This is a genomic window from Chryseolinea sp. H1M3-3 (assembly GCF_029360725.1).
In the GTDB taxonomy this organism is placed as follows: Bacteria; Bacteroidota; Bacteroidia; order Cytophagales; family Cyclobacteriaceae; genus Chryseolinea.
This window is the reverse complement of sequence record NZ_JARKMY010000018.1, coordinates 560223-580389: the sequence shown is the minus strand read 5'-3', so window position 1 is coordinate 580389 and position 20167 is coordinate 560223. Positions and strand designations below refer to the sequence as shown.

Genomic DNA, 20167 nt, shown 5'->3' with positions numbered 1-20167 from the left:
TTTTAAAAGACATTTTTTAATATGAAGAAAACGACACAGCTAAGAACAATGGTCAATTCGCCGGAAATGGCGTTTCTTATGGAAGCCCACAACGGCTTATCGGCAAAGATTGTTGAAGAAGCAGGTTTCAAGGGTATCTGGGGAAGCGGTCTGTCCATTTCCGCAGCGCTTGGCGTACGTGATAACAACGAAGCCTCGTGGACACAAGTCTTAGATGTGCTCGAATTCATGAGCGATGCCACAACCATTCCGATTTTATTGGATGGCGATACCGGCTATGGAAACTTCAACAACATGCGCCGGCTGGTAAAAAAGCTGGAGCAACGCGACATCGCTGCAGTATGCATTGAAGACAAACTGTTTCCCAAAACCAACTCCTTTATCGGCGGGGAAAATCAGCCGTTGGCAGATGTAGACGAGTTCAGTGGAAAAATAAAGGCAGCAAAGGATACACAATCGGATGACGATTTTATGGTGGTGGCTCGTCTGGAGGCTTTCATCGCCGGATGGGGCCTGGATGAGGCGTTGAGAAGAGCAGACGCATATCACAAGGCAGGAGCAGATGCAATTCTCTGCCACAGCAAAAAAGCGGATTCATCCGATATTGATGCATTTATGAAGGAGTGGGGGAACCGTTGCCCGGTTATTATTGTGCCCACGAAATATTATTCTATCCCTACAGATCATTTCAGGCAAATTGGAATAAGTACCATCATTTGGGCAAACCACAATGTGAGGTCTTCAATAAAAGCTATGCAGGAGACGTCAGCCCGCATCTTCAAGGAACAAACGTTGATTAATGTTGAAAGCAAAGTTGTAAGCGTAAATGAAATTTTTCGTTTGCAAGGTGCCGATGAACTGGAGGCCGCTGAAGATAAGTACCTGCCTACAACCGGAAAGAAAGTAAATAGTATTGTACTGGCGGCAAGCCAAGGGTCACTCGGTGATCTGACTAAAGATGCACCTAAGACGTTGTTAGAGATAAACGGAAAATCTTTGCTCAACACGCAGGTGGAAGAGTTCAATCAGTTAGGCATAAAAGATGTTACGGTTGTGCGCGGTTTCAAAAAGGAGAAGGTGAAACTTAACAACATTAGCACAGTAGATAATGATGAATATGCTACTACAAAAGAACTTTACTCTTTATACCTGGCGAAAGATCAAATCAAAGAAAATACATTGATTAGCTATGGTGATATCATTTTCAAACGATATGTATTACACGAATTGCTAAACGATCAAAACAATATCACGATTGTGGTAGATGCAGATTGTGAAGAAGATGGACTTGATAAGGATTTTGTTTCTGCTTCCGAAAAGTATGATAGAACCAATTACCTTGGAACTTCAGTTTTCAAAAAGATGGGCACAACACTTCCAAGAAAAGACATCTTTGGTGAATTCATTGGGTTGTGGAAAGTTAATCAAACTGGCGCTGCACAGGTATTGAAAGCTTTGGAAAAACTTAGCAAGGATCCCAACTTCAAAACGATGACGTGTACCGATCTTTTTAATGAAATTGCGAAAGAACAAACCATCGCAGTAAAGTACATCAGCGGGGCATGGCTGGATGTAGATACCATTGTTGATTTTCAAAATGCCGGAAAACTTCGTCTGTAATTCTAATTTTTTGAGATGATTAATACAAAAACATTTGGTGATGAAATGAAAGCCCTGGGTTTTGATTTTTATTCCGGGGTGCCTTGTTCTTTTTTGAAAGCTCTGATCAATTATGCGATCAATGAATGTGACTATGTGATGGCGGCCAATGAAGGCGATGCTGTGGCGATTGCATCGGGTGCCAAGTTAGGAGGGAAGAAAGCTGTTGTGTTGATGCAAAATTCCGGATTGACCAATGCAACGTCACCGTTAACTTCATTGAATTATACTTTTAAGCTGCCTGTCTTGGGATTTGTTAGTCTGCGTGGAGAACCAGGCGTTAAAGACGAACCACAGCATGAACTAATGGGGCAGATTACCGAAAAAATGCTGGCGCTGATGAAGGTAGAGTGGGCTTATCTTTCCGAAGACGAAGCTGAAGCTATCAAACAATTAAAAGAAGCAAACAAGCATATTGAAGAAGGTCGCACTTTCTTTTTTGTAGTTAAAAAAGGAGTGTTTGGTGATGTAAAACTTAACCCGCAGGCGTTAAAACAAGTTTCCAATAGCAAACTTCAAAAATCTTCTGCAAAGCAATCTCTTCCAATCCGCACGCAGGCATTGAAAGCCATTTCTGATTTGGCTGACAAGGATACAATCCTCCTCGCCACCACAGGCAAAACAGGGCGTGAACTTTTTGAAGTCGAAGACAAACCGAACAACCTGTACATGGTTGGATCGATGGGATGCATTAGTTCACTGGGCTTAGGCCTCGCGTTAGCCCGCCCGGATAAAAAAGTTATTGCCATTGATGGCGATGGATCGGCATTGATGCGCATGGGTTCATTTGCAACAAATGCGTACTACCAACCCAAGAACCTCATGCACATTTTACTTGATAACAATGCGCATGACTCTACTGGTGGCCAGGCAACGGTTTCTCACATTGTTGATTTTGCTTCCATGGCATCAACGGTAAGTTATCCCGTATCACTGCAAGTCAATTCTCTTCACGAATTGGAAGAAGCAATTAAGGCGTGGAAAAAAGATGGCCAACTTACTTTTATTCACATGAAGATATCGCAAGGTTCTCCTGCTGAATTAGGCAGGCCGACCGTGAAGCCATTTGAAGTGAAGGAAAGGTTGATCAAATTCATCGGTTAATGCATTCAAAAGTTACCACGGCCGTTATACTGGCCGCTGGATTGGGTTCCCGCCTAAAACATCATACCGAGGCGCAGCCGAAAGGTTTCCTGGAAGTGGATGGAACGTCCCTGATGGAACGATCTGTCTCAAACTTGCTTAATGCCGGAATAACTGAAATCGTTATAGGTACCGGTTATCGTGCTGAACATTTTGAAATGTTAAAAGAAAAGTATCCGATTACCACTTTTCGAAATGACGACTACAGCACTACGGGAAGCATGTACACACTGTATGTTCTTCGACATTTAGTCAAACGACCGTTTTTGCTTTTGGAAAGCGACTTGCTATATGACCCCGTAGCGCTGAAATATCTTCAGGAGGATCCGTTGGAAGATATTATTCTGGCCAGTGGTGCAACACAATCAGGTGACGAAGTTTTTATCCAGGCATCGCCGGAAAGTCATCTGCAACAAATGAGTAAAAATCGAAGTATACTGAGTCATATCAGCGGCGAACTGGTAGGGATAAGTAAGTTAACGGTGAGCACGTTGCAGAAAATGGCATTCTTCTCAGAAACCCATTTTAAAAACGGAAACAAGATGTTAAATTATGAAGATGCTTTGGTAGGTGTCGCGCATCAACAACCAATCAATATTAAAGTAATACAGGATTTGGTATGGTGTGAAATCGATGATGAAAACCATCTGCAACGGGCACTTACATTAATTTACCCGAAGATTCAACAGAAATGAACCAACATTTGAATGTTGCTTGTTATGTATTGGATTTTAAATATTTGTTAAAAATCTGTATTTAATAGAGAACATTCAATGATACATTTCCTTTGATCAGCCCTGAAACTATCAACGGATTAACGGCCCAGACATGAAACAAAGACTAATTATTCTTTTTTCTGGATTCATAGCCTGGACGATTTTCTTTCTCATCGCACGGGGGTTGTTCATGCTTTATCATAGCAACCTTGCCAATGAGCTTTCCATCTTCGAAATGATTCGTGTTTTTACGAATGGAATCCGAATGGACTTCTCCATGGCTGGATATTTTTCACTGTTCCCAGGATTATTATTTTCAATAGGATCGTTTCTTACCGGAAGAAATATTTGGCCCATCTGGATTGTTTATCACGCGATCATTTTGTTTGTATCGAGTTTTATCATCGTTCTTGATTTTGAATTATACAAGCACTGGGGCTTTAGATTAGATGCGACGCCATTGATGTATATGGGAAAAGAAGCAGCTGGCTCGGGTGACTTCTGGCAAACTATATTTTTGCTGGTCTATTGGCTTGTGATTTTTAGCGCAGGTCTTTTTTCTTTCTATAGATATTTTAAAAATAGAATTCTCCAGCTTCCTGCTGCTGACTGGAAGGCGATTCCTACAGTCTTATTTTCGACAACGCTTTTCATCATTCCAATTCGTGGTAGTTTCGGCGTCGCGCCGATGAATTCAGGTTTTGTTTATTTTCATGAAAGTAAAATTTTTGCCAATCACTCCGCAGTAAATGTTGTTTGGAACTTTCTCTATGCTGTACAGAAAATGAATAGGCTGAAGTATGCAGACAATTACTTTGATAAGACATTGACAGAGCAATATTATCAAAAACTTTTTCCGAAGTCTGACAGCACTACGATTGTTTTGAAAAGTGAAAAACCAAACATTCTCATTATTGTCTTAGAGAGTTTCACATCAAGCGTCATTGAACCATTGGGTGGACGTCCGGGGATCACGCCGCGTTTTAACGAACTTGTGAAAGAAGGAATTCTTTTCGATCATTTTCATTGCAGTGGCGATCGTACGGACAAAGGTATTGTAGCGATCTTAAACGGTTATCCTTCGCAACCGCTCACGTCCATTATCAAGGAGCCGAAGAAAACTAAAAGCCTGCCCTATCTTAACAAGATTTTTAAACAGCTTGGGTATCGGACCGAATTTACCTACGGATACAACATCAACTACGCTAACTTTAATTCTTACCTTATCCATGCAGAATTCGATCATATAACGCACAGTGCGGATTTTCCGGAAGAACTGAATACGAGCAAGTGGGGTGTGCATGATGAATTTGTTTTTGATAAGTTTTTTGAAGAGACGCAAGCCGCAGCTACGCCCTTCTTTAAAATCATGATGACGCAAAGTAGTCATGAACCATTCGAAGTGCCCATGGAAACGGTTATTAAGGGCAAGGATGAAGTTCACCAGTTTCTGAATTCGGTATACTATACAGACAAAGAATTTGGAGAATTTATCGACAAAGCGAAAAAGAGTTCCTGGTGGGAAAATACACTGATTATTGTTACGGCTGATCATGGCCATCCATATCCTGACAATCCAGGCGTTTCCAACCCGACGAAATTCCGGGTTCCGATGTTATGGTTAGGCGGGGCATTAAATGTTAGGGATACCGTTATTCACGCTGTTGCAACACAAACTGATATACCTAACACGGTACTCGCTCAGTTTAACTTAAGCGCCGACGAATTTAAATTTGGTCAGAATATTTTAGGGTCGTCTTACAATCCATTTGCCGTCTATGTTTTTAATAATGGATTCGGAATGATCCGCGAGAATGGCCTTTTTGTTTATGATAACGTATCTAATGCCGTGATCCAGCAAAAGGGCGATTACAAAGACGATCATCTGCTGGAAGGTAAAGCCTACATACAAAAACTTTACTGGGATTTTAATTCGCGCTGAGGACCTCTCAGCCACCTGCTGAAGAGTAGAAAAAACAAGTAGTACAAAACGAAGAAAAGCGGCAGCGAAAACGTAGCCCAAACGGCTGTTCCTAAAAGTAACGCAAGCCCTACTTCCTTTAACAAAAGAAAAAAGTCATTCTGGAAAAGCTCGGTTAATTGATCCGCGTTATAGGGAAATGGATTCATCCGAAATAATATTGTCCCGATCTTGATAAAGGGAACGATGAAAAGCACTTGGAGCGGCGCGACCAGGTAATTAACCAATTGGATGATTGCAATGTTTAACCGGAAGGCAATTGCTATCGCAAAGCAAAGCATGGTCGTTGTTCCAAAAATGGGGAAAATACCAATGACCACTCCCAAGGCACACGTCATTGCAAGTTTATGGGGCGTCAGTCCCTGGCGGAAAGCGTCATAAAAAACTTTTTTTACATGCTTTGTACTTAACTTCATGAAAGTTGCCTAGGTCGACATAAGATTTTTTCTGGCGACAGCATTCAAAGATAAGAGATGAATGTTTGTTTCTTATATTCGGTGAGAGAAGGTTTGGTTAAATTGTTGAGCATCCTTGCAACCCGCAACATTAGAACGTCACAATACGGATACAATATGAATAATCGGCTTATATATAATATCTCGCTCACTTGTTTAATTTTTGTTTTTGGTTGCACTTCAAATAAACCTGCCGACCTCGTCATTTCGGGTGGAAAGATTTACACCGTAAATAATGCAAATCAAGTTGTCGAGGCGGTGGCTGTCAATGGTAATACAATAACATTTGCAGGTTCCGAAGCCGATGTAAAAAAGTACATCGGAGCAGAGACGAAAAAAATTGACCTGCAAGGAAAGATTCTTACGCCTGGATTCATCGAAGGGCATGGCCATATCATGGGGGTTGGCTACAATGAACTCGAACTTGACCTCTCGCAAATCAAAAGCTACGATGAGATGGTTCAAAAAGTTAGAGACGCCGTAAGTAAAGCTTCACCTGGTGAGTGGATCCTTGGGCGAGGCTGGCATCAAGACAAATGGGATGTAAAGCCGGATGTTGTGATAAAAGGATTTCCCATTCATAAAAAACTTAGCGAAGTATCACCAGACAATCCTGTGTTTCTCCGCCATGCCAGTGGCCATGCAGGTTTTGCTAACGAAAAAGCGATGCAGGGAGCTGGTGTTAAGTTGCTTTCGGTTGAAAAAAATAAATTGGAAGAAAGTGAGGGTGGTGAAGTCGTGCGTGATCAAATGGGCAACCCCACGGGATTGTTTAATGAGCGGGCCATGCAATTAATCGATAAACACATTCCCGCAAGGACATTGGAAACGAACATGCGTGCACTAGACCTAGCGATGCAAGCATGTCTTAGAAATGGTATTACAAGTTTTCATGATGCTGGTGCTAGCCGCGAAAATATCAGGCTATTCCATCAATTTAAAGAAACCCGAAAGCTAGCGGTGCGGTTATACGTGATGATTACGGGTGGCGACAGTCCACTGGTGTATGAGTGGTTACGGAGGGGGCCGGAGATTGATTCCTCTGGATGGCTTACCATTCGTTCGATAAAACTAAACTGTGATGGAGCTTTGGGATCCAGAGGAGCATGGCTTCTGGAACCTTACTCTGATCGTCCTGATTTTTCGGGGATGCCGACATTACCTATGGATACCGTTGTGAAGATATCCCGCGAAGCCCTGAAGTATGGATTCCAGGTATGTTCGCATGCAATAGGTGATCGGGCGAACAGAGAAATACTAAATCGATATGAAACTGCTTTAGCAGAACATCCTGATAAAATGAACGATCATCGTTTTAGAATAGAACATGCGCAACACCTTCATCCCGACGACATTCCAAGGTTTGCCACGCTCGGTGTAATTCCTGCTATGCAAGCCATCCACATGTCATCCGACAGGCCGTGGGCTATAGATCGTTTGGGAGAACAAAGAATAAAAGAAGGCGCTTATGTGTGGCAATCGTTATTAACTTCTGGAGCGAGGATCATCAACGGAACAGATGCACCTGTTGAGCCACTTAATCCAATTCCGTCATTTTATGCCGCTGTTACACGAAAGACACTTCAAGATCTTCCCGAAGGTGGTTATGAACCTGAACAAAGAATGACACGGGTGCAAGCATTGCGTTCCTACACCATTGATGCGGCGTATGGGGCATTTGAAGAAACGATCAAAGGATCTATAGAACCAGGAAAACTGGCTGACTTTACCATCTTCACTAACGACCTTATGGAGATTCCGGAAAATGAACTTTTGACAACGGACGTAGCGATGACCATCATCGACGGAAAAGTTGTTTACGAGAAGCCATGATAAAAAAAAGGGAAGGTGTTTGATTCCTTCCCTTATATTCTATCGTTTAGCTTCTTCTTAGGCTTTTAAAAATTTCATCGCTTTGGTTTTCACCATATCGCGATCCGCTGTAATGGTGGGATCGCTGTAGACGTGCTGTGATACTTCACCAACAACCGATTTCTTGAATCCAAGTTTGTCGGCGATTTGTTCGCAAAAAACGATTTCACTGCGAAACACCTGTCCGTCCATTTTCATCAATTGAATCAGATGATATAAATGTTCAAACTTTTCATCGGATGTGAGGGTATCAATGTTGCCGATAGGTTGAGGATTTTTTAACATAATATCAACCTCATCCTTTGCAATTCCGTTAGCCTTGCCGATGGTATGAATAAGTTTTGATTCCCGTGAAGCTACGTTTCTATCGCTCGCAGCTAGATTAATCAACACATTCAATTCCGATTTCTTATCAAAAATCATATGTAACACTTTTTATGGAATACAAATGTCAATAAATGTACTTTGAAATTTCGTGCAAAATTGAGTGTTTTCGTACATCAGCAAAAATAGTTGGTATGTGCTTTGGGTGTGCAACCCTTATATTTGCCGGCTGTCTTTAGGTCAAATTTAAGCGTCTTATGAAGAATTTATTGCTTATAGCATTCCTCCTTGTTACTGCTTGCAGTTTCTCGTTCGGTCAAGAAACAGAAACACGCAACGTAGGCTCTTTTTCGGGGGTTAAAGTGACGGAAGGGATTGATGTATACCTTCAGAAAGGTGATAAGGAAAGTGTGCGTGTGGAAGTTGAAGGGACGAAGTTAGAAAACGTAATGACGGATGTATCAGGCTCGTATCTACGAGTTCATATGAGGGATGGAGGGTACAGAGGCAGAATTAGTGTAAAGGTTTACGTGACCTACATCAAAGTAGATAAGCTTTCTGCAAGTTCAGCGGGGAGCATTTTTTCAGAAGATACGATGACAGCCGATGAAATGGAGGTAAATGCTTCGAGTGCAGGGTCGATCGAAATAGCTGTTAACGCCGGCTCAGTGGAAGCAAGTGCCTCGAGTGCTGGTGAGATTGAGTTACAGGGTAAAACCCGGTTTCTGGAAATTGACGCCGCTACTGCCGGACAAATTGATGCATACGATCTGGAAGCCCAAAAAGTATCCGCTGAAGCTGCCAGTGCTGGCTCTATAAAATTGACCGTTACCGAAGATCTAAAAGCCCACGCAAGCAGCGGGGGAAGCATCCGTTACCATGGCAATCCTGATAAGTCGATCACCAATTCAACAAGTGGTGGTTCTGTAAAAAAGTCTAATTAATATCGATTAAACAGGTATGCATTGTACTTCAAGATTACTTCAAAAAATCATCTTTATTTTAGATGATTATGAAAGTTCTCGTCGTTGAAGATAATGCAGATTTAGCGCGTAATATTCAGGAATACTTGCTTCACGAAGGATATGTTTGCGAATGGAGCCCAACTTTTGAAAAGTCGCAGGAAAAACTAATTTCCTTTCATTACGATTGCATTGTGCTGGATATCATGCTGCCCGATGGCAATGGACTCGATCTCCTTAATTTTATCAAGGCCGAAAAGATAAAAAGTAACGTCTTAATCATTTCTGCAAAAAATTCCCTGGATGATAAAATTCATGGGCTTGACCTTGGTGCAGATGACTATCTGACCAAGCCATTTCACCTTTCAGAATTAAATGCCCGTCTTAAAGCGATTTATCGCAGAAATGCATTGGAAGGTGATCATACAGTTAGTTATAATGAAATCGTTCTCAACACAACTTCTATGGAGGCGAGTGTTAACGATGTCTTGTTAGACCTCACAAAAAAAGAATTTGATCTTCTACTCTATTTTTTAATCAATAAAAACAGGATTTTAACGAGGCAATCCCTTGCAGAACACCTATGGGGCGACTACACCGATAATCTTTCCAATTTCGATTTCGTTTATCAGCATGTTAAGAATCTAAGAAAGAAAATCAGCGCAGCTAATGGTAAAGACTATATCGGTACGGTCTACGGCATAGGTTACAAGTTCGATACCAACATCACATGAAGCTCATCAACAAACTCACCCTTTGGTATCTTGCCATCACAACGTTGGTCCTACTAGCCGGCGGTGTTATCGTCTTTTATCGGGTTCAGGCAGAAATAGAGAAAGAAGTTACACAACGGCTGAAACGTGACCTTCATCAAGCTGCTGAAATGCTTGGCGAGGGAATTCCTGTTAGTTCAATAAAGACTAAACAGATTGATGTAAAAGAGTTGGCCTTTGATTCTCCTGAGATTCACCTTCAAACTACTGATTCCATGGGTATGTTCTCTCTCCCAAGCAGGGCCGTAGACAGAAAATTTAGCGTAGCTTCATCATTCAAGATAAATGGTAAACACTATTACATTTCGGCCTATAATTTTATTGCCGAACCTGATGAAATTCTAGAAGGAATCATAGCGTCATTAGCCGTTACACTTGTAATTCTGCTTAGCATTGTTGGAATCACAAGCCGCCAAATATCAAAGAGAATTCTGTCCAACTTCAACCGAACATTGAAAACCATTCAAAGTTTTTCGCTCAAGCAGAAACATCGAATGAAATTGGAAGAGACCCACACGCATGAATTTAAAGAACTAAATCAGTTTCTTGAAAAAATGACCAACAAAGCGTTGGATGACTATCGGTCCTTAAAGGAATTTTCAGAAAATGCTTCGCATGAGTTGCAAACACCTTTGGCGATCATTCGGGGAAAACTAGAATTATTGTTAGACACAGACATCAATGAAAAGCAGGCTCTCCTCATTGAGGGCATACATAATGCTGTGCAAAAGCTTTCATCTGTCAATCAGTCCTTAATATTATTGACCCGCTTGGAGAATCAGGAATACCCTGTTGATCAAAAAATCAATTTCAGCGGTGTTGTGGAAAAAGTGATTGAATCCTTCAAAGAGTTGATCGAGATGAAATCATTAATGCTAACCACCAAAATTGATAAAGAAGTTTATCTCAGCATCAATCCAGTTTTGGCGGATATGTTGTTTACAAATTTGTTGAGCAACGCCATCAGACATAACACTGCCAATGGCAACATTTCAATTATGCTCACTTCATCTGGCTTGGTAGTTAAAAATTCTGGAGAGGCCCCTAAAAGCCCTCCCCACGAATTATTTAAAAGATTCAAAAAGGATAAGCAAAACGCTGAATCCACAGGACTGGGGCTTTCTATAGTAAAGCAAATTTGTGAACTAAGCAATTTTACAGTCGAATATGAATACCTCGATAGCAAACATTGCCTTAGCATAAGTTTTTTACCGGCCAAATAACTTCAAATTCTCCTCAAAGTGTTTTTAGAACTTTAGCACCTGGTAAAGGTTAGATCTTTACCGATGAGAGAAAGTTGTAAATAATATTTTGACCCGATGAAATATCATTTTTTACTGTTTGTTTTGATAAGTTACACTGCATTCGGCCAGGACAATCCGCAAGAACCGGTTATAATCGGATCTATTGTGGACAATCAAAAAAATCCTGTGCCATATGGAAATGTGGCAGTTCACAATCCTGCTGATTCCGCTTTGATTACCGGTGGCGTGTCAGATGCAGAGGGAAAATTTCACGTTCCTGTAAAGCCGGGGAAATATTATGTCAAGATTAGTTTTTTGTCTTACCAGGATAAGATAATTCCTGACGTAGCCGTATCCAATGCAACCTTTAACCTTGGCGTTGTAACATTAAATGAAAGCAGCCAGGTGTTGGAGGAAGTTATCGTCCAGGGTGAAAAAGCTTCTATGGAGCTTCAATTGGATAAGCGCGTTTTTAACATTCAAAAAGATTTGAGCAATGTGGGACGCAATGCTTCCGATATTCTTGGAAACTTACCTTCTGTTACTGTCGATGTTGATGGCACGGTAAGTTTGCGCGGTAGTGATAACGTTAGAATACTAATCGATGGCAAGCCTTCAGGTCTCACTTCGCGTGATCCAGAAGCGCTGAGGATGCTTCAAGGCAACCTGATTGAAAGTATTGAAGTAATCACCAATCCTTCGTCAAGATACGATGCGGCGGGAGAAGTGGGAATCATCAACATTATATTAAAGAAAAATCAGGAGAAAGGCGTAAACGGAAGTTTCTCCGCCAATGTAGGTTATCCTGCCCAGTACGGCGGTTCATACAGCATCAATATACGAAGGAAGAAGGTCAATCTCTTTTCCAGTTATGGCATTGAGTACGATAAGCGGCCCGGATATGGAAATTCGTTTCAGCAATATACGAGTGCAGACACAAGTTTCAGCTACACGCAACGGAACGACCGGACGCAAAGTGAGTTCTCGCACAATTTTACGGTTGGCGCGGATTACTTTCTTAATGATAACACTACATTGACGGCGTCAATCTTGTATAACACCGGCGATGGCCTGAGCAAAGCTGAAACCGTATACGAAGACTTCGATGAAGCTGGTTTGATAGCCCGTACCGTACGAAGGAATGAACGAGAGAAAGAAGATGAAGAGAATATTGAAACTTCGCTCAGCCTAAAAAAGAATTTTGAAAGAAAGGGCCAAATCTTTACTGCTGATTTTAAATGGATAAAAAGTGTAGACGACGAAAGTACAGACTACAACGAGTCAGTTAACGACGGACTGGATTCCCTTCAAAACTCAATCAATTTTGCCGACGAAATCAATTGGCTTTTCCAAGCTGATTATATTCACCCTTTCGGCAAGCAAGGTAAATTGGAAGCCGGGGTAAAAACAGCAACCCGCATCATCAATAATGACTATGGCTTAGATGCACTGGATAATTCAATGGAATGGATCAATATTCCGCAGTATACTAACGAATTGGTTTACACAGAACGCATCCACGCCGCATATATGATGGGTAGTAATACATTCGGAAGATTATCGATGCAAGGAGGTCTTCGCGCAGAACTAACAGACATTTCAACCGAGCTGAAAGAACCATTTACATCAATACCTCAAAACTATTTTAACCTTTTCCCAAGTGCCAGCTTGTCGTACAAAGTTCAGGAGAATAAGACGCTTCAACTCAGCTACAGTTATCGTATCAACCGCCCGGACTTTCGTAACTTATTACCATTCTCTGATTTTCGGGATCCACGCGTGCTCTTCGGAGGAAATCCAAATTTGCGCCCCGTTTTCACCAACTCTATTGAGACCGGCTATCTGTTGGATTGGGACTATGGCTCCATTCTTTCAAATGTTTATTATCGGCACAGAAAGAATGTGATACAGCGAATCATTACGGAGCCCGATTCTGCGGGCCGTTCAAGAGTTATGCCTATAAACTTGGCCGACGAAAATTCTTATGGTGTGGAATTTAACCTTTCATTGAATATTCAAGATTGGTGGCGTGTAAATACCAGTGCCAACTTTTATCGGTCTATTATGAAGGGAGTTTACGAAGGCGAGGTTCTTGAAAGCGATACCTACACATGGACAACACGCACAACATCCAAAATGACGCTTTTTGAAAAATGGGATTTTCAGGCTTCGTTTAATTATCGCGCACCTCGTCTGACCACGCAGGGAAAAGATCTATCTATTTATTCAATTGATCTTGGATTATCCCGTGATGTGTTAAAAGGCAAGGGTACCATTACGGCGAATGTGCGTGACCTGATGAACTCGCGTAAGCGGCGTGCAATCATTGATCGCGATGGATACTATTCTAATTCTGAGTTTCAGTGGAGATCAAGGCAATTCACGGTTACTTTCACTTACCGCTTAAATAAGGCAAAAGAAAGACAGCGCAACAACCAGGAGGAACGGGGAGAAGAGGAAGAATAGTGACTTCATTCGTTTCCGAAAGCCTCTATCGTTGCTGTGTTTTTAAACGAAATTTATAGCCAGTCGTGTAAAATCTACCCATCGCAAACGTATTCTTAATAAAAAATTAAAATTGTAGATTAATTTTTAAGGGCGTTTCGAAAATTCTAATAGATTTGGGCGCAAAATAAGTCTAAATCAAAATCATCTATGGCCCACCTACGATTTGAAGCTCTAAAAAAATTGAGCGAACGTTCCCGAGTACATGTCGATCTGCCCAGCCCAAATGTCTCCAAATTTTTCGGAGAAAATGTCTTTGGAATGGAACAGATGCGCGGTACCCTCGCACCGGCTGTCTATAAAAAAGTAAGCCAGTCAATTAAAAATCACGAGAAAATTGATGAAACTACTGCTGATGCTGTTGCATCTGCCGCAAAATCGTGGGCCATGGCAAAAGGTGCATCACATTTCACGCACTGGTTTCAACCAATGACAGGTGGTACTGCAGAAAAACATGACTCATTTTTTGATGCACTCTCAGGAATTGAAAAGTTTAAAGGAAGTGAATTAGTACAGCAAGAGCCGGATGCATCGTCATTTCCAAGTGGAGGTATTCGCAGCACATTTGAAGCGCGTGGATATACGGCATGGGATCCTACGTCTCCCATGTTCCTTTATGGCAAAACACTTTGTATTCCTACTATTTTCGTTTCCTATACTGGCGAAACCCTAGATACAAAAGCACCATTATTGAAAGCTTTAAAAGCTGTTGATAAAGCAGCAACCCAGGTTTGCCAGCTTTTCGATAAAGACATTCAGCATGTAGTTGCATCGCTCGGCCCTGAACAGGAATATTTCGTTGTCGACAAAGCGTTGTTTAACGCAAGACCAGATTTGGTAATGGCAGGACGCACTGTGTTTGGCCATGCTCCTGCACGTGGACAACAAATGGAAGATCACTACTTTGGGTCTATTCCTCCACGGGTATATGACTTTATGAAGGACTTTGAAATCGAAGCGTGGAAGTTGGGTATACCCGTTCGTACACGTCACAATGAAGTGGCCCCAAGTCAATTTGAAGTAGCGCCGCTTTTTGAAGAAGTGAACGTGGCAAACGATCATAATCAGTTGATGATGGATGTAATGAGCCGCGTAGCGGACCGCCATAACCTTCAAGTGATATTCCATGAAAAACCTTTTGCGGGATTGAATGGTACTGGTAAACACAATAACTGGTCGTTAATTACAGATACCGGTGTGAACCTTTATGCACCAACCAGCAGCGCTCGTGATAACCTGATGTTCTTAACATTTTTTGTTACCACCATTAAAGCTGTTCATTCCTACGCAGATCTTTTACGGGCGAGCATTGCTACACCTGGAAATGATTTCCGTCTGGGTGCTAATGAGGCACCTCCTGCAATCATGTCTGTGTTCATCGGGTCTCAGATGACTGCAGTATTGGATGAGCTGGAGAAAAAAGGAAATGTTAAAATAGAGAAAGGTGATAACATGTACATGAAATTAGGAATTGATCAAATTCCCGAAATCATTTTGGATGCTACTGATCGTAACCGTACTTCTCCTTTTGCATTTACTGGAAATAAATTTGAGTTCCGGGCAGTGGGAGGCAGCGATAATTGTGCCGGAGCAATGGCCGCGCTTAACACGATTGTAGCTGAACAACTCGAACAATTCTACGATGCGGTTAATAAGGAAGTTGAAAAAGGTGAAGAAAAACGCCTTGCCATTGTTAACGTGTTAAGGAAATATATCAAAGAATCTAAAGATGTTAGATTCGAAGGTGATGGTTATTCTGAAGAGTGGGTAAAAGAAGCTGAGAAACGCAAGCTTGGAAATGTAAAGAACATGGTTCGTGCATTAGATGCTTATCTCACAAAAGAATCGAAAGCGCTTTTTGCTAAGCACGAAGTGATGTCTGAGAAAGAAGTGGAAGCACGCGTAGAGATCAAACTCGAATCTTACATTAAACGTGTTCAGATAGAAGCCAGAGTAATGGGTGATCTAGCTATGAATCATATCGTGCCAACAGCCATTGCATACCAGAACAAATTGATTGTTAATGCAAATGGATTAAAGGGCCTGGGGGTTGATAACAATGCAGTAGTACAAACTATCAAGGAAATTTCCGGACACATTGAAGCAATCAAGACAAATGTCCGCGCAATGATTGAAGAGCGTAAACGACTCAATAAATTGACTGATACACATAAGCGTGCGATTGGATATTGCGACGATATCAAAGAAAAGTATTTTGAAGTTATCCGTGATTCTGTCGATAAACTGGAATTATTGGTAGACAACGAAGACTGGCCATTGGTGAAATATAGAGAACTTTTATTCCTGCGTTAATCTGACGTATCCAACCCTGTAAATAAAAGCGGGTTCCTTTAACCGGGAATCCGCTTTTATTTTATACAATTTTTATCTTGCATAAAACATCTCCATTTAACATGCGAAGCATCTTTCTGATATTGCTAATCATTAGTGCAGGAAGCACGATAGCCCAACGAAAAATTGTTGAAAGTATACAGTCCTCCGTTACGGCAAGGGAATCAGAAGCGCATCTTTCTTTTCTTGCCTCCGATGAAATGAGAGGCCGTGATACCGGCTCGCCCGAAATCGACATTGCTGCAAATTACATTAAGACGCAATTGAAGATTTATGGTGCCAAACCCGTTCCAGGCGACACAACCTATTTTCAACCCGTGCAGCTTGAAAAAATTGTGGCAGCTTCAGCAGCATCGCTGACGATAGGAGCGGATGTTTTTAAGCTGAAGGACGATCTGCTATACATTAGTGGAGGCAGTACCTCGCTGAATGGAGAAATGGTTTACGTCGGATATGGATTACCTTCCGACTTTGAAAAAGCCGATGTAAAAGGAAAAATAGTGGTGGCATTAGCAGGAAGTAATGCAACCACAAATGCCGTTCAGGCGCTGCTCACCGACTCGCCCGCAAAAGGAAAAGTTGCAGCATCGCATGGCGCCGCTGCATTTATAGAGATCATGATGCTACCGGGATTGCCGTGGCAATCCTTGGTCAACTTTCTTTCCGCTGAGCGGATGATGACACAGAAACAATCTCAAACCACGATGCCGCATTTATATATGAAAAAAAGTGACGCGGCAAGTATTTCGGCATTTATCGAAAGCAAAAAAGGTATTGGAAGGCTTCAGGTAGAAGCAAAGGCACCTGAATCAATCCCAGCAAAAAATGTTGCGGGAATGATTGAAGGTAAAGATCCCGTTTTAAAAAAAGAATGGATCGTTATTTCTGCGCATTATGATCACGTCGGCGTAAAGAAAAATGCAAGCCCTGATTCAATATTTAACGGCGCACGCGATAATGCTGTCGGTACAGTAGCATTGCTGCAGGCTGCGAAATTTTTTGGTCAACATTCTCCTAAACGATCCATATTATTTTTGGCAGTAACAGGAGAGGAGAAAGGATTGTTAGGAAGTGAATGGTATTCAACTCATCCTTTAATCCCTCTGAACCAAACAGTCTTTAATTACAACTGCGATGGCGCTGGATATAACGATAAGACTATTGCAACGCTGATAGATTTGAAAAGAACTTCAGTTGATGAGCTGTTGAAGAAAGCCTGTGCAACGTTTGGCCTAGAATTAAAGGGCGACCCCGCGCCTGAACAGAATCTATACGAGCGATCAGACAATCTAAATTTTGCGGCGAAAGGCGTTCCTGCCGTTGACATTGCCCCCGGAATCAAAACATTTGATAAGGAACTTTTTAAATACTATCATCAACCATCAGATGAAGTGCATTCTCTTGACATGAGCTATATCGAAAAGTTCCATCGATCATTTGTTTATGGTGGATATTTAATTGCCAACGAAAAAGAACGACCTACATGGGTGAAGGGTGATAAGTTTGAAGAGGTCGGAAAGAAACTATACGGAACTAAATAAAACTACCACACATGCGCTGAAGCCGGAGAAGGCGGTATGCGGAACTCAATGAGCTGATAATTCCTTAGAAGTATCAGTTTCAGCAATTCGCTGAATCATTTCCAGAATAGCATTATCGATAAGATGAGGGTGACTCCATGGGACAAAATGATTCATGTCTTCTTCCAGCTTTAAGAAGACAGGCGCATTTACCAACATCTTCTTCGCGAAGTCGGCGTTTGCTGCAGGAACGAGCACATCTTTTTTTCCCTGGATTACAATGACCGGACATCGTACATTTTTCCATAGTGGAAGCATTCTCTCCAACTCAGGTTTAAGTTGATAAATTTCTTCATTGGAGGCGCGGAACGAATTGGGAAGAAGCCAGCTTAGGAAGGGCGTTGCCAGTGGAGCGCGAAACCACGTTTCATTCGGCTCCAGTTCAGGATCCACCGAGCCAGCAACAATGATCAAACCATCCACCAACTCAGGGTATTCAGCTGCCATACGAACTATTAAAGCTCCCGCCAACGAATGGCCTACCAGTATTATCGGGCGATTCATCTTATACCGTTCCAGAATAGGTTTCAATATTTCGCCCTGCTTCTTTAAAGAAGGCTCGCCATTACCAAAGTTTGAATATCCAAAACCGGGTCGGTCTGCTGTGACCAAAAGAGCGTTTTTTAACAAGGTACTGTCGGTAAGAAAGCCAATGAAAGCGCTTAAAGACCCTGGTGAGCCGTGAAGAAAAAGGATCAAGGGTTTTGATGGATCCCCAGCCTTTACATAGTGCAGTTCGCGAAAGCCAACCTGGTAGCTATGCTGTGTCGCCGTGACGTTATTCTTTCTAAAGAAATCGTCAATTTGCCTCGGGTTCATGCGGAAGGAAATGCATGAGTGCAGCAATATTCCTGTGATAGGAATGAAAGAAAGCATGGTCCAACGGATCTTCCTTCCGATCCTGAAAGTCATTTATTGAATATTGAGCAGCTTTTTGTATTGCGTCGTATTCCGGAGAATTTCAGTCGCCGTTTTTATATCCTTATCGTATTTAAAACCGGATTCGACACTTCCTTTTTCAAGGTGATATCGGGAAACGATATCTTCTTCTAACAACATTTTGATTTCATCTTTGTGCAAAACCAACTCATTCTTTTTGCTCTCAGCTATTCGCGCGGAAACCAAATCGAGCTGGCTCTTCAGATCAGCATAGTACTTTTCTTTCTTAGCTTCTTCAGTGAACTGTTGTAACTGGTATTCCATGTAAGACTTATAGGAATAATTTTTGGTCTTCATCCAACTCAAGAATTGTTGATACGCTTCATCGTCCAACGAAAAAGTCTTCGGATCGACTGGTTCAGGATGTTTAAGGACATATTGGGTGGCATAATCAAATAGAAAGCCTTTTTCAAAAAGCACTTGTGTTAGCATGTGTGCTTCAGGATTTTCAGTTTTAATATCAGGGTCAATACCACCACCGTCAAATACCTGACGGCCATTGGTTGTTTTAAAAGCTTTCTTCAACGAATCAGGAATAGAGCCTACACTTCCGTCGTCGCGACGATGTCCATAATCCAAAACTTGAATGCATCGACCGGTTGGGGTATAGTATTTGGCCGTCGTTACCTTCAGTTGAGAATTGTAAGACAACGGGCGGCTTACCTGTACAAGTCCCTTCCCATAAGATTTTTCACCGATGACAATAGCCCTGTCATAATCCTGCAATGTACCGGCTACAATTTCAGAAGCCGACGCACTGCCACGGTTGATGAGAACGGTTACAGGTATCTCGGTGTCAATAGGGAGATTCAGTGTTTCATAACTTAAATTGTTTTCAGGGATTTTACCCTTGGTACTCACAACCAACTTCCCTTTTGGAATGAAAAGGTTTGTAATGTTTACAGCTTCGATAAGCAGCCCACCTGGATTTCCGCGAAGGTCAAGGATAACTGCTTTTGCACCTTTTTCTTTTAATTGGACCAAAGCATTTTTTACTTCTTTCGCAGCATCAGGTGTAAAATCAGAAAGTTGTATATAAGCAATATCCTTGTCGACCATTCCCGAATAAGGGACATTAGTCAGTTTAATCCGTTCTCTTTTAAATTCAAGCTTTATGGGTTCCTCAACACCAACACGTTTCACGGTTAAAGAAACGGGTGTGCCTACCTGGCCTTTCATAATCTGGCTTGACTCTTCCCGCGTTAGTTTGGCCAGGCTGATGTCATCGATCTTAATAATTTCATCGCCAATTTTTAGTCCGCCTTTCTGCGCGCCATAACCCTCCATTAGCATCGTCACAACGGTTCTGTTTCCAATTTCGCGGGTAATCGCACCAATTCCCCCGTATTGACCTGTATTAACCGTTCTGAAATCTTCTACTTCATCTTCAGGTATGTAATTGGTGTAAGGATCCAAAGAGCTGAGCATGGCATCAATGCCCGTACGCACAAGTTTATTGGGATTAACTTCCTCTACGTACAACGCATTAACTTCCTTAAATAGGGTTGCGAAGATGTCAAGGTTCTTGGCAATTTCGAAATAACGTTCTGCCGGTTTTGTATAGGAAAGCGTGGCAACAAGTGCGACGATTGATGCAAACCAAAAAAATTTCTTGTTCATACCGTAGGATCTCAGAAGAAAACGAAACAACACCACAAATAG

The 20167-nt window shown here is 41.8% G+C and carries 15 protein-coding genes; 11 read left to right on the top strand and 4 right to left on the bottom strand.

Features of this window, described 5'->3' with window-relative positions; translation table 11 throughout:
- The first annotated feature begins 21 nt into the window (after nucleotides 1–21).
- The 4 genes from aepX to P2W71_RS26460 all read left to right on the top strand — a co-directional run bounded on the left by aepX (nucleotide 22) and on the right by P2W71_RS26460 (nucleotide 5460).
- Nucleotides 22–1620, top strand: a complete 1599-nt coding sequence (aepX, locus tag P2W71_RS26475; protein ID WP_276374448.1) for a phosphoenolpyruvate mutase — start codon at nucleotides 22–24, stop codon at nucleotides 1618–1620.
- Nucleotides 1621–1635: 15 nt separating this feature from the next.
- Entirely contained in the window at nucleotides 1636–2763 is a 1128-nt protein-coding gene (gene aepY, locus P2W71_RS26470; RefSeq protein WP_276374447.1) for a phosphonopyruvate decarboxylase, read from the top strand.
- Entirely contained in the window at nucleotides 2763–3497 is a 735-nt protein-coding gene (locus P2W71_RS26465; RefSeq protein WP_276374446.1) for a phosphocholine cytidylyltransferase family protein, read from the top strand. The genes aepY and P2W71_RS26465 overlap by 1 nt, the downstream gene beginning before the upstream one ends.
- A gap of 133 nt (nucleotides 3498–3630) precedes the next feature.
- Nucleotides 3631–5460, top strand: coding sequence for an alkaline phosphatase family protein (locus P2W71_RS26460; RefSeq protein ID WP_276374445.1), 1830 nt, complete (start codon nucleotides 3631–3633; stop codon nucleotides 5458–5460).
- Here the strand turns inward: P2W71_RS26460 and P2W71_RS26455 are convergent.
- Entirely contained in the window at nucleotides 5436–5915 is a 480-nt protein-coding gene (locus P2W71_RS26455; protein ID WP_276374444.1) for a DUF2062 domain-containing protein, read from the bottom strand. The genes P2W71_RS26460 and P2W71_RS26455 overlap by 25 nt on opposite strands.
- Before the next feature lie 156 nt (nucleotides 5916–6071).
- Here P2W71_RS26455 and P2W71_RS26450 point away from each other — a divergent pair, with 156 nt between their 5' ends.
- Nucleotides 6072–7787: an amidohydrolase family protein gene (locus tag P2W71_RS26450; protein WP_276374443.1), complete on the top strand. Its 1716-nt coding sequence runs from the start codon at nucleotides 6072–6074 to the stop codon at nucleotides 7785–7787.
- 57 nt (nucleotides 7788–7844) lie between these two features.
- Here P2W71_RS26450 and P2W71_RS26445 read toward each other — a convergent pair whose 3' ends face one another.
- Nucleotides 7845–8249 carry a TerB family tellurite resistance protein gene (locus tag P2W71_RS26445; protein ID WP_276374442.1) on the bottom strand — a complete coding sequence of 135 codons (405 nt, stop codon included), beginning with the start codon at nucleotides 8247–8249 and terminating at the stop codon, nucleotides 7845–7847.
- A gap of 158 nt (nucleotides 8250–8407) precedes the next feature.
- Here P2W71_RS26445 and P2W71_RS26440 point away from each other — a divergent pair, with 158 nt between their 5' ends.
- The 6 genes from P2W71_RS26440 to P2W71_RS26415 all read left to right on the top strand — a co-directional run bounded on the left by P2W71_RS26440 (nucleotide 8408) and on the right by P2W71_RS26415 (nucleotide 17527).
- Nucleotides 8408–9094: a head GIN domain-containing protein gene (locus P2W71_RS26440; RefSeq protein ID WP_276374441.1), complete on the top strand. Its 687-nt coding sequence runs from the start codon at nucleotides 8408–8410 to the stop codon at nucleotides 9092–9094.
- A 68-nt stretch (nucleotides 9095–9162) separates the two neighbouring features.
- Nucleotides 9163–9846, top strand: coding sequence for a response regulator transcription factor (locus P2W71_RS26435; RefSeq protein ID WP_276374440.1), 684 nt, complete (start codon nucleotides 9163–9165; stop codon nucleotides 9844–9846).
- Complete coding sequence (locus P2W71_RS26430) at nucleotides 9843–11108, top strand: HAMP domain-containing sensor histidine kinase (protein ID WP_276374439.1); 1266 nt, start codon at nucleotides 9843–9845, stop codon at nucleotides 11106–11108. Before P2W71_RS26435 ends, P2W71_RS26430 begins: the two co-directional genes overlap by 4 nt.
- Before the next feature lie 96 nt (nucleotides 11109–11204).
- Nucleotides 11205–13595, top strand: coding sequence for a TonB-dependent receptor (locus P2W71_RS26425; RefSeq protein ID WP_276374437.1), 2391 nt, complete (start codon nucleotides 11205–11207; stop codon nucleotides 13593–13595).
- A 189-nt stretch (nucleotides 13596–13784) separates the two neighbouring features.
- Nucleotides 13785–15947 (top strand): glutamine synthetase III, encoded by a 2163-nt coding sequence (locus tag P2W71_RS26420; protein WP_276374436.1) that lies wholly within the window; start codon nucleotides 13785–13787, stop codon nucleotides 15945–15947.
- Nucleotides 15948–16048: 101 nt separating this feature from the next.
- Nucleotides 16049–17527: a M28 family peptidase gene (locus tag P2W71_RS26415; protein WP_276374435.1), complete on the top strand. Its 1479-nt coding sequence runs from the start codon at nucleotides 16049–16051 to the stop codon at nucleotides 17525–17527.
- Nucleotides 17528–17572: 45 nt separating this feature from the next.
- On the opposite strand, the gene P2W71_RS26410 is transcribed toward P2W71_RS26415, so the two are convergent.
- Both P2W71_RS26410 and P2W71_RS26405 read right to left on the bottom strand, forming a co-directional pair.
- Nucleotides 17573–18478, bottom strand: coding sequence for an alpha/beta hydrolase (locus P2W71_RS26410; protein ID WP_276374433.1), 906 nt, complete (start codon nucleotides 18476–18478; stop codon nucleotides 17573–17575).
- A complete protein-coding gene (locus P2W71_RS26405; protein WP_276374432.1) occupies nucleotides 18479–20125 on the bottom strand; it encodes a S41 family peptidase in 1647 nt (548 codons plus the stop codon).
- Nucleotides 20126–20167 lie beyond the last annotated feature (42 nt).

Excerpts from the sequence above, each read along its gene's own strand:
- aepX (WP_276374448.1), top strand. The coding sequence starts at position 22 with ATGAAGAAAACGACACAGCTAAGAACAATGGTCAATTCGCCGGAAATG.
- aepY (WP_276374447.1), top strand. The coding sequence starts at position 1,636 with ATGATTAATACAAAAACATTTGGTGATGAAATGAAAGCCCTGGGTTTT.
- P2W71_RS26465 (WP_276374446.1), top strand. The coding sequence starts at position 2,763 with ATGCATTCAAAAGTTACCACGGCCGTTATACTGGCCGCTGGATTGGGT.
- P2W71_RS26460 (WP_276374445.1), top strand. The coding sequence starts at position 3,631 with ATGAAACAAAGACTAATTATTCTTTTTTCTGGATTCATAGCCTGGACG.
- P2W71_RS26455 (WP_276374444.1), bottom strand. The coding sequence starts at position 5,915 with ATGAAGTTAAGTACAAAGCATGTAAAAAAAGTTTTTTATGACGCTTTC.
- P2W71_RS26450 (WP_276374443.1), top strand. The coding sequence starts at position 6,072 with ATGAATAATCGGCTTATATATAATATCTCGCTCACTTGTTTAATTTTT.
- P2W71_RS26445 (WP_276374442.1), bottom strand. The coding sequence starts at position 8,249 with ATGATTTTTGATAAGAAATCGGAATTGAATGTGTTGATTAATCTAGCT.
- P2W71_RS26440 (WP_276374441.1), top strand. The coding sequence starts at position 8,408 with ATGAAGAATTTATTGCTTATAGCATTCCTCCTTGTTACTGCTTGCAGT.
- P2W71_RS26435 (WP_276374440.1), top strand. The coding sequence starts at position 9,163 with ATGAAAGTTCTCGTCGTTGAAGATAATGCAGATTTAGCGCGTAATATT.
- P2W71_RS26430 (WP_276374439.1), top strand. The coding sequence starts at position 9,843 with ATGAAGCTCATCAACAAACTCACCCTTTGGTATCTTGCCATCACAACG.
- P2W71_RS26425 (WP_276374437.1), top strand. The coding sequence starts at position 11,205 with ATGAAATATCATTTTTTACTGTTTGTTTTGATAAGTTACACTGCATTC.
- P2W71_RS26420 (WP_276374436.1), top strand. The coding sequence starts at position 13,785 with ATGGCCCACCTACGATTTGAAGCTCTAAAAAAATTGAGCGAACGTTCC.
- P2W71_RS26415 (WP_276374435.1), top strand. The coding sequence starts at position 16,049 with ATGCGAAGCATCTTTCTGATATTGCTAATCATTAGTGCAGGAAGCACG.
- P2W71_RS26410 (WP_276374433.1), bottom strand. The coding sequence starts at position 18,478 with ATGACTTTCAGGATCGGAAGGAAGATCCGTTGGACCATGCTTTCTTTC.
- P2W71_RS26405 (WP_276374432.1), bottom strand. The coding sequence starts at position 20,125 with ATGAACAAGAAATTTTTTTGGTTTGCATCAATCGTCGCACTTGTTGCC.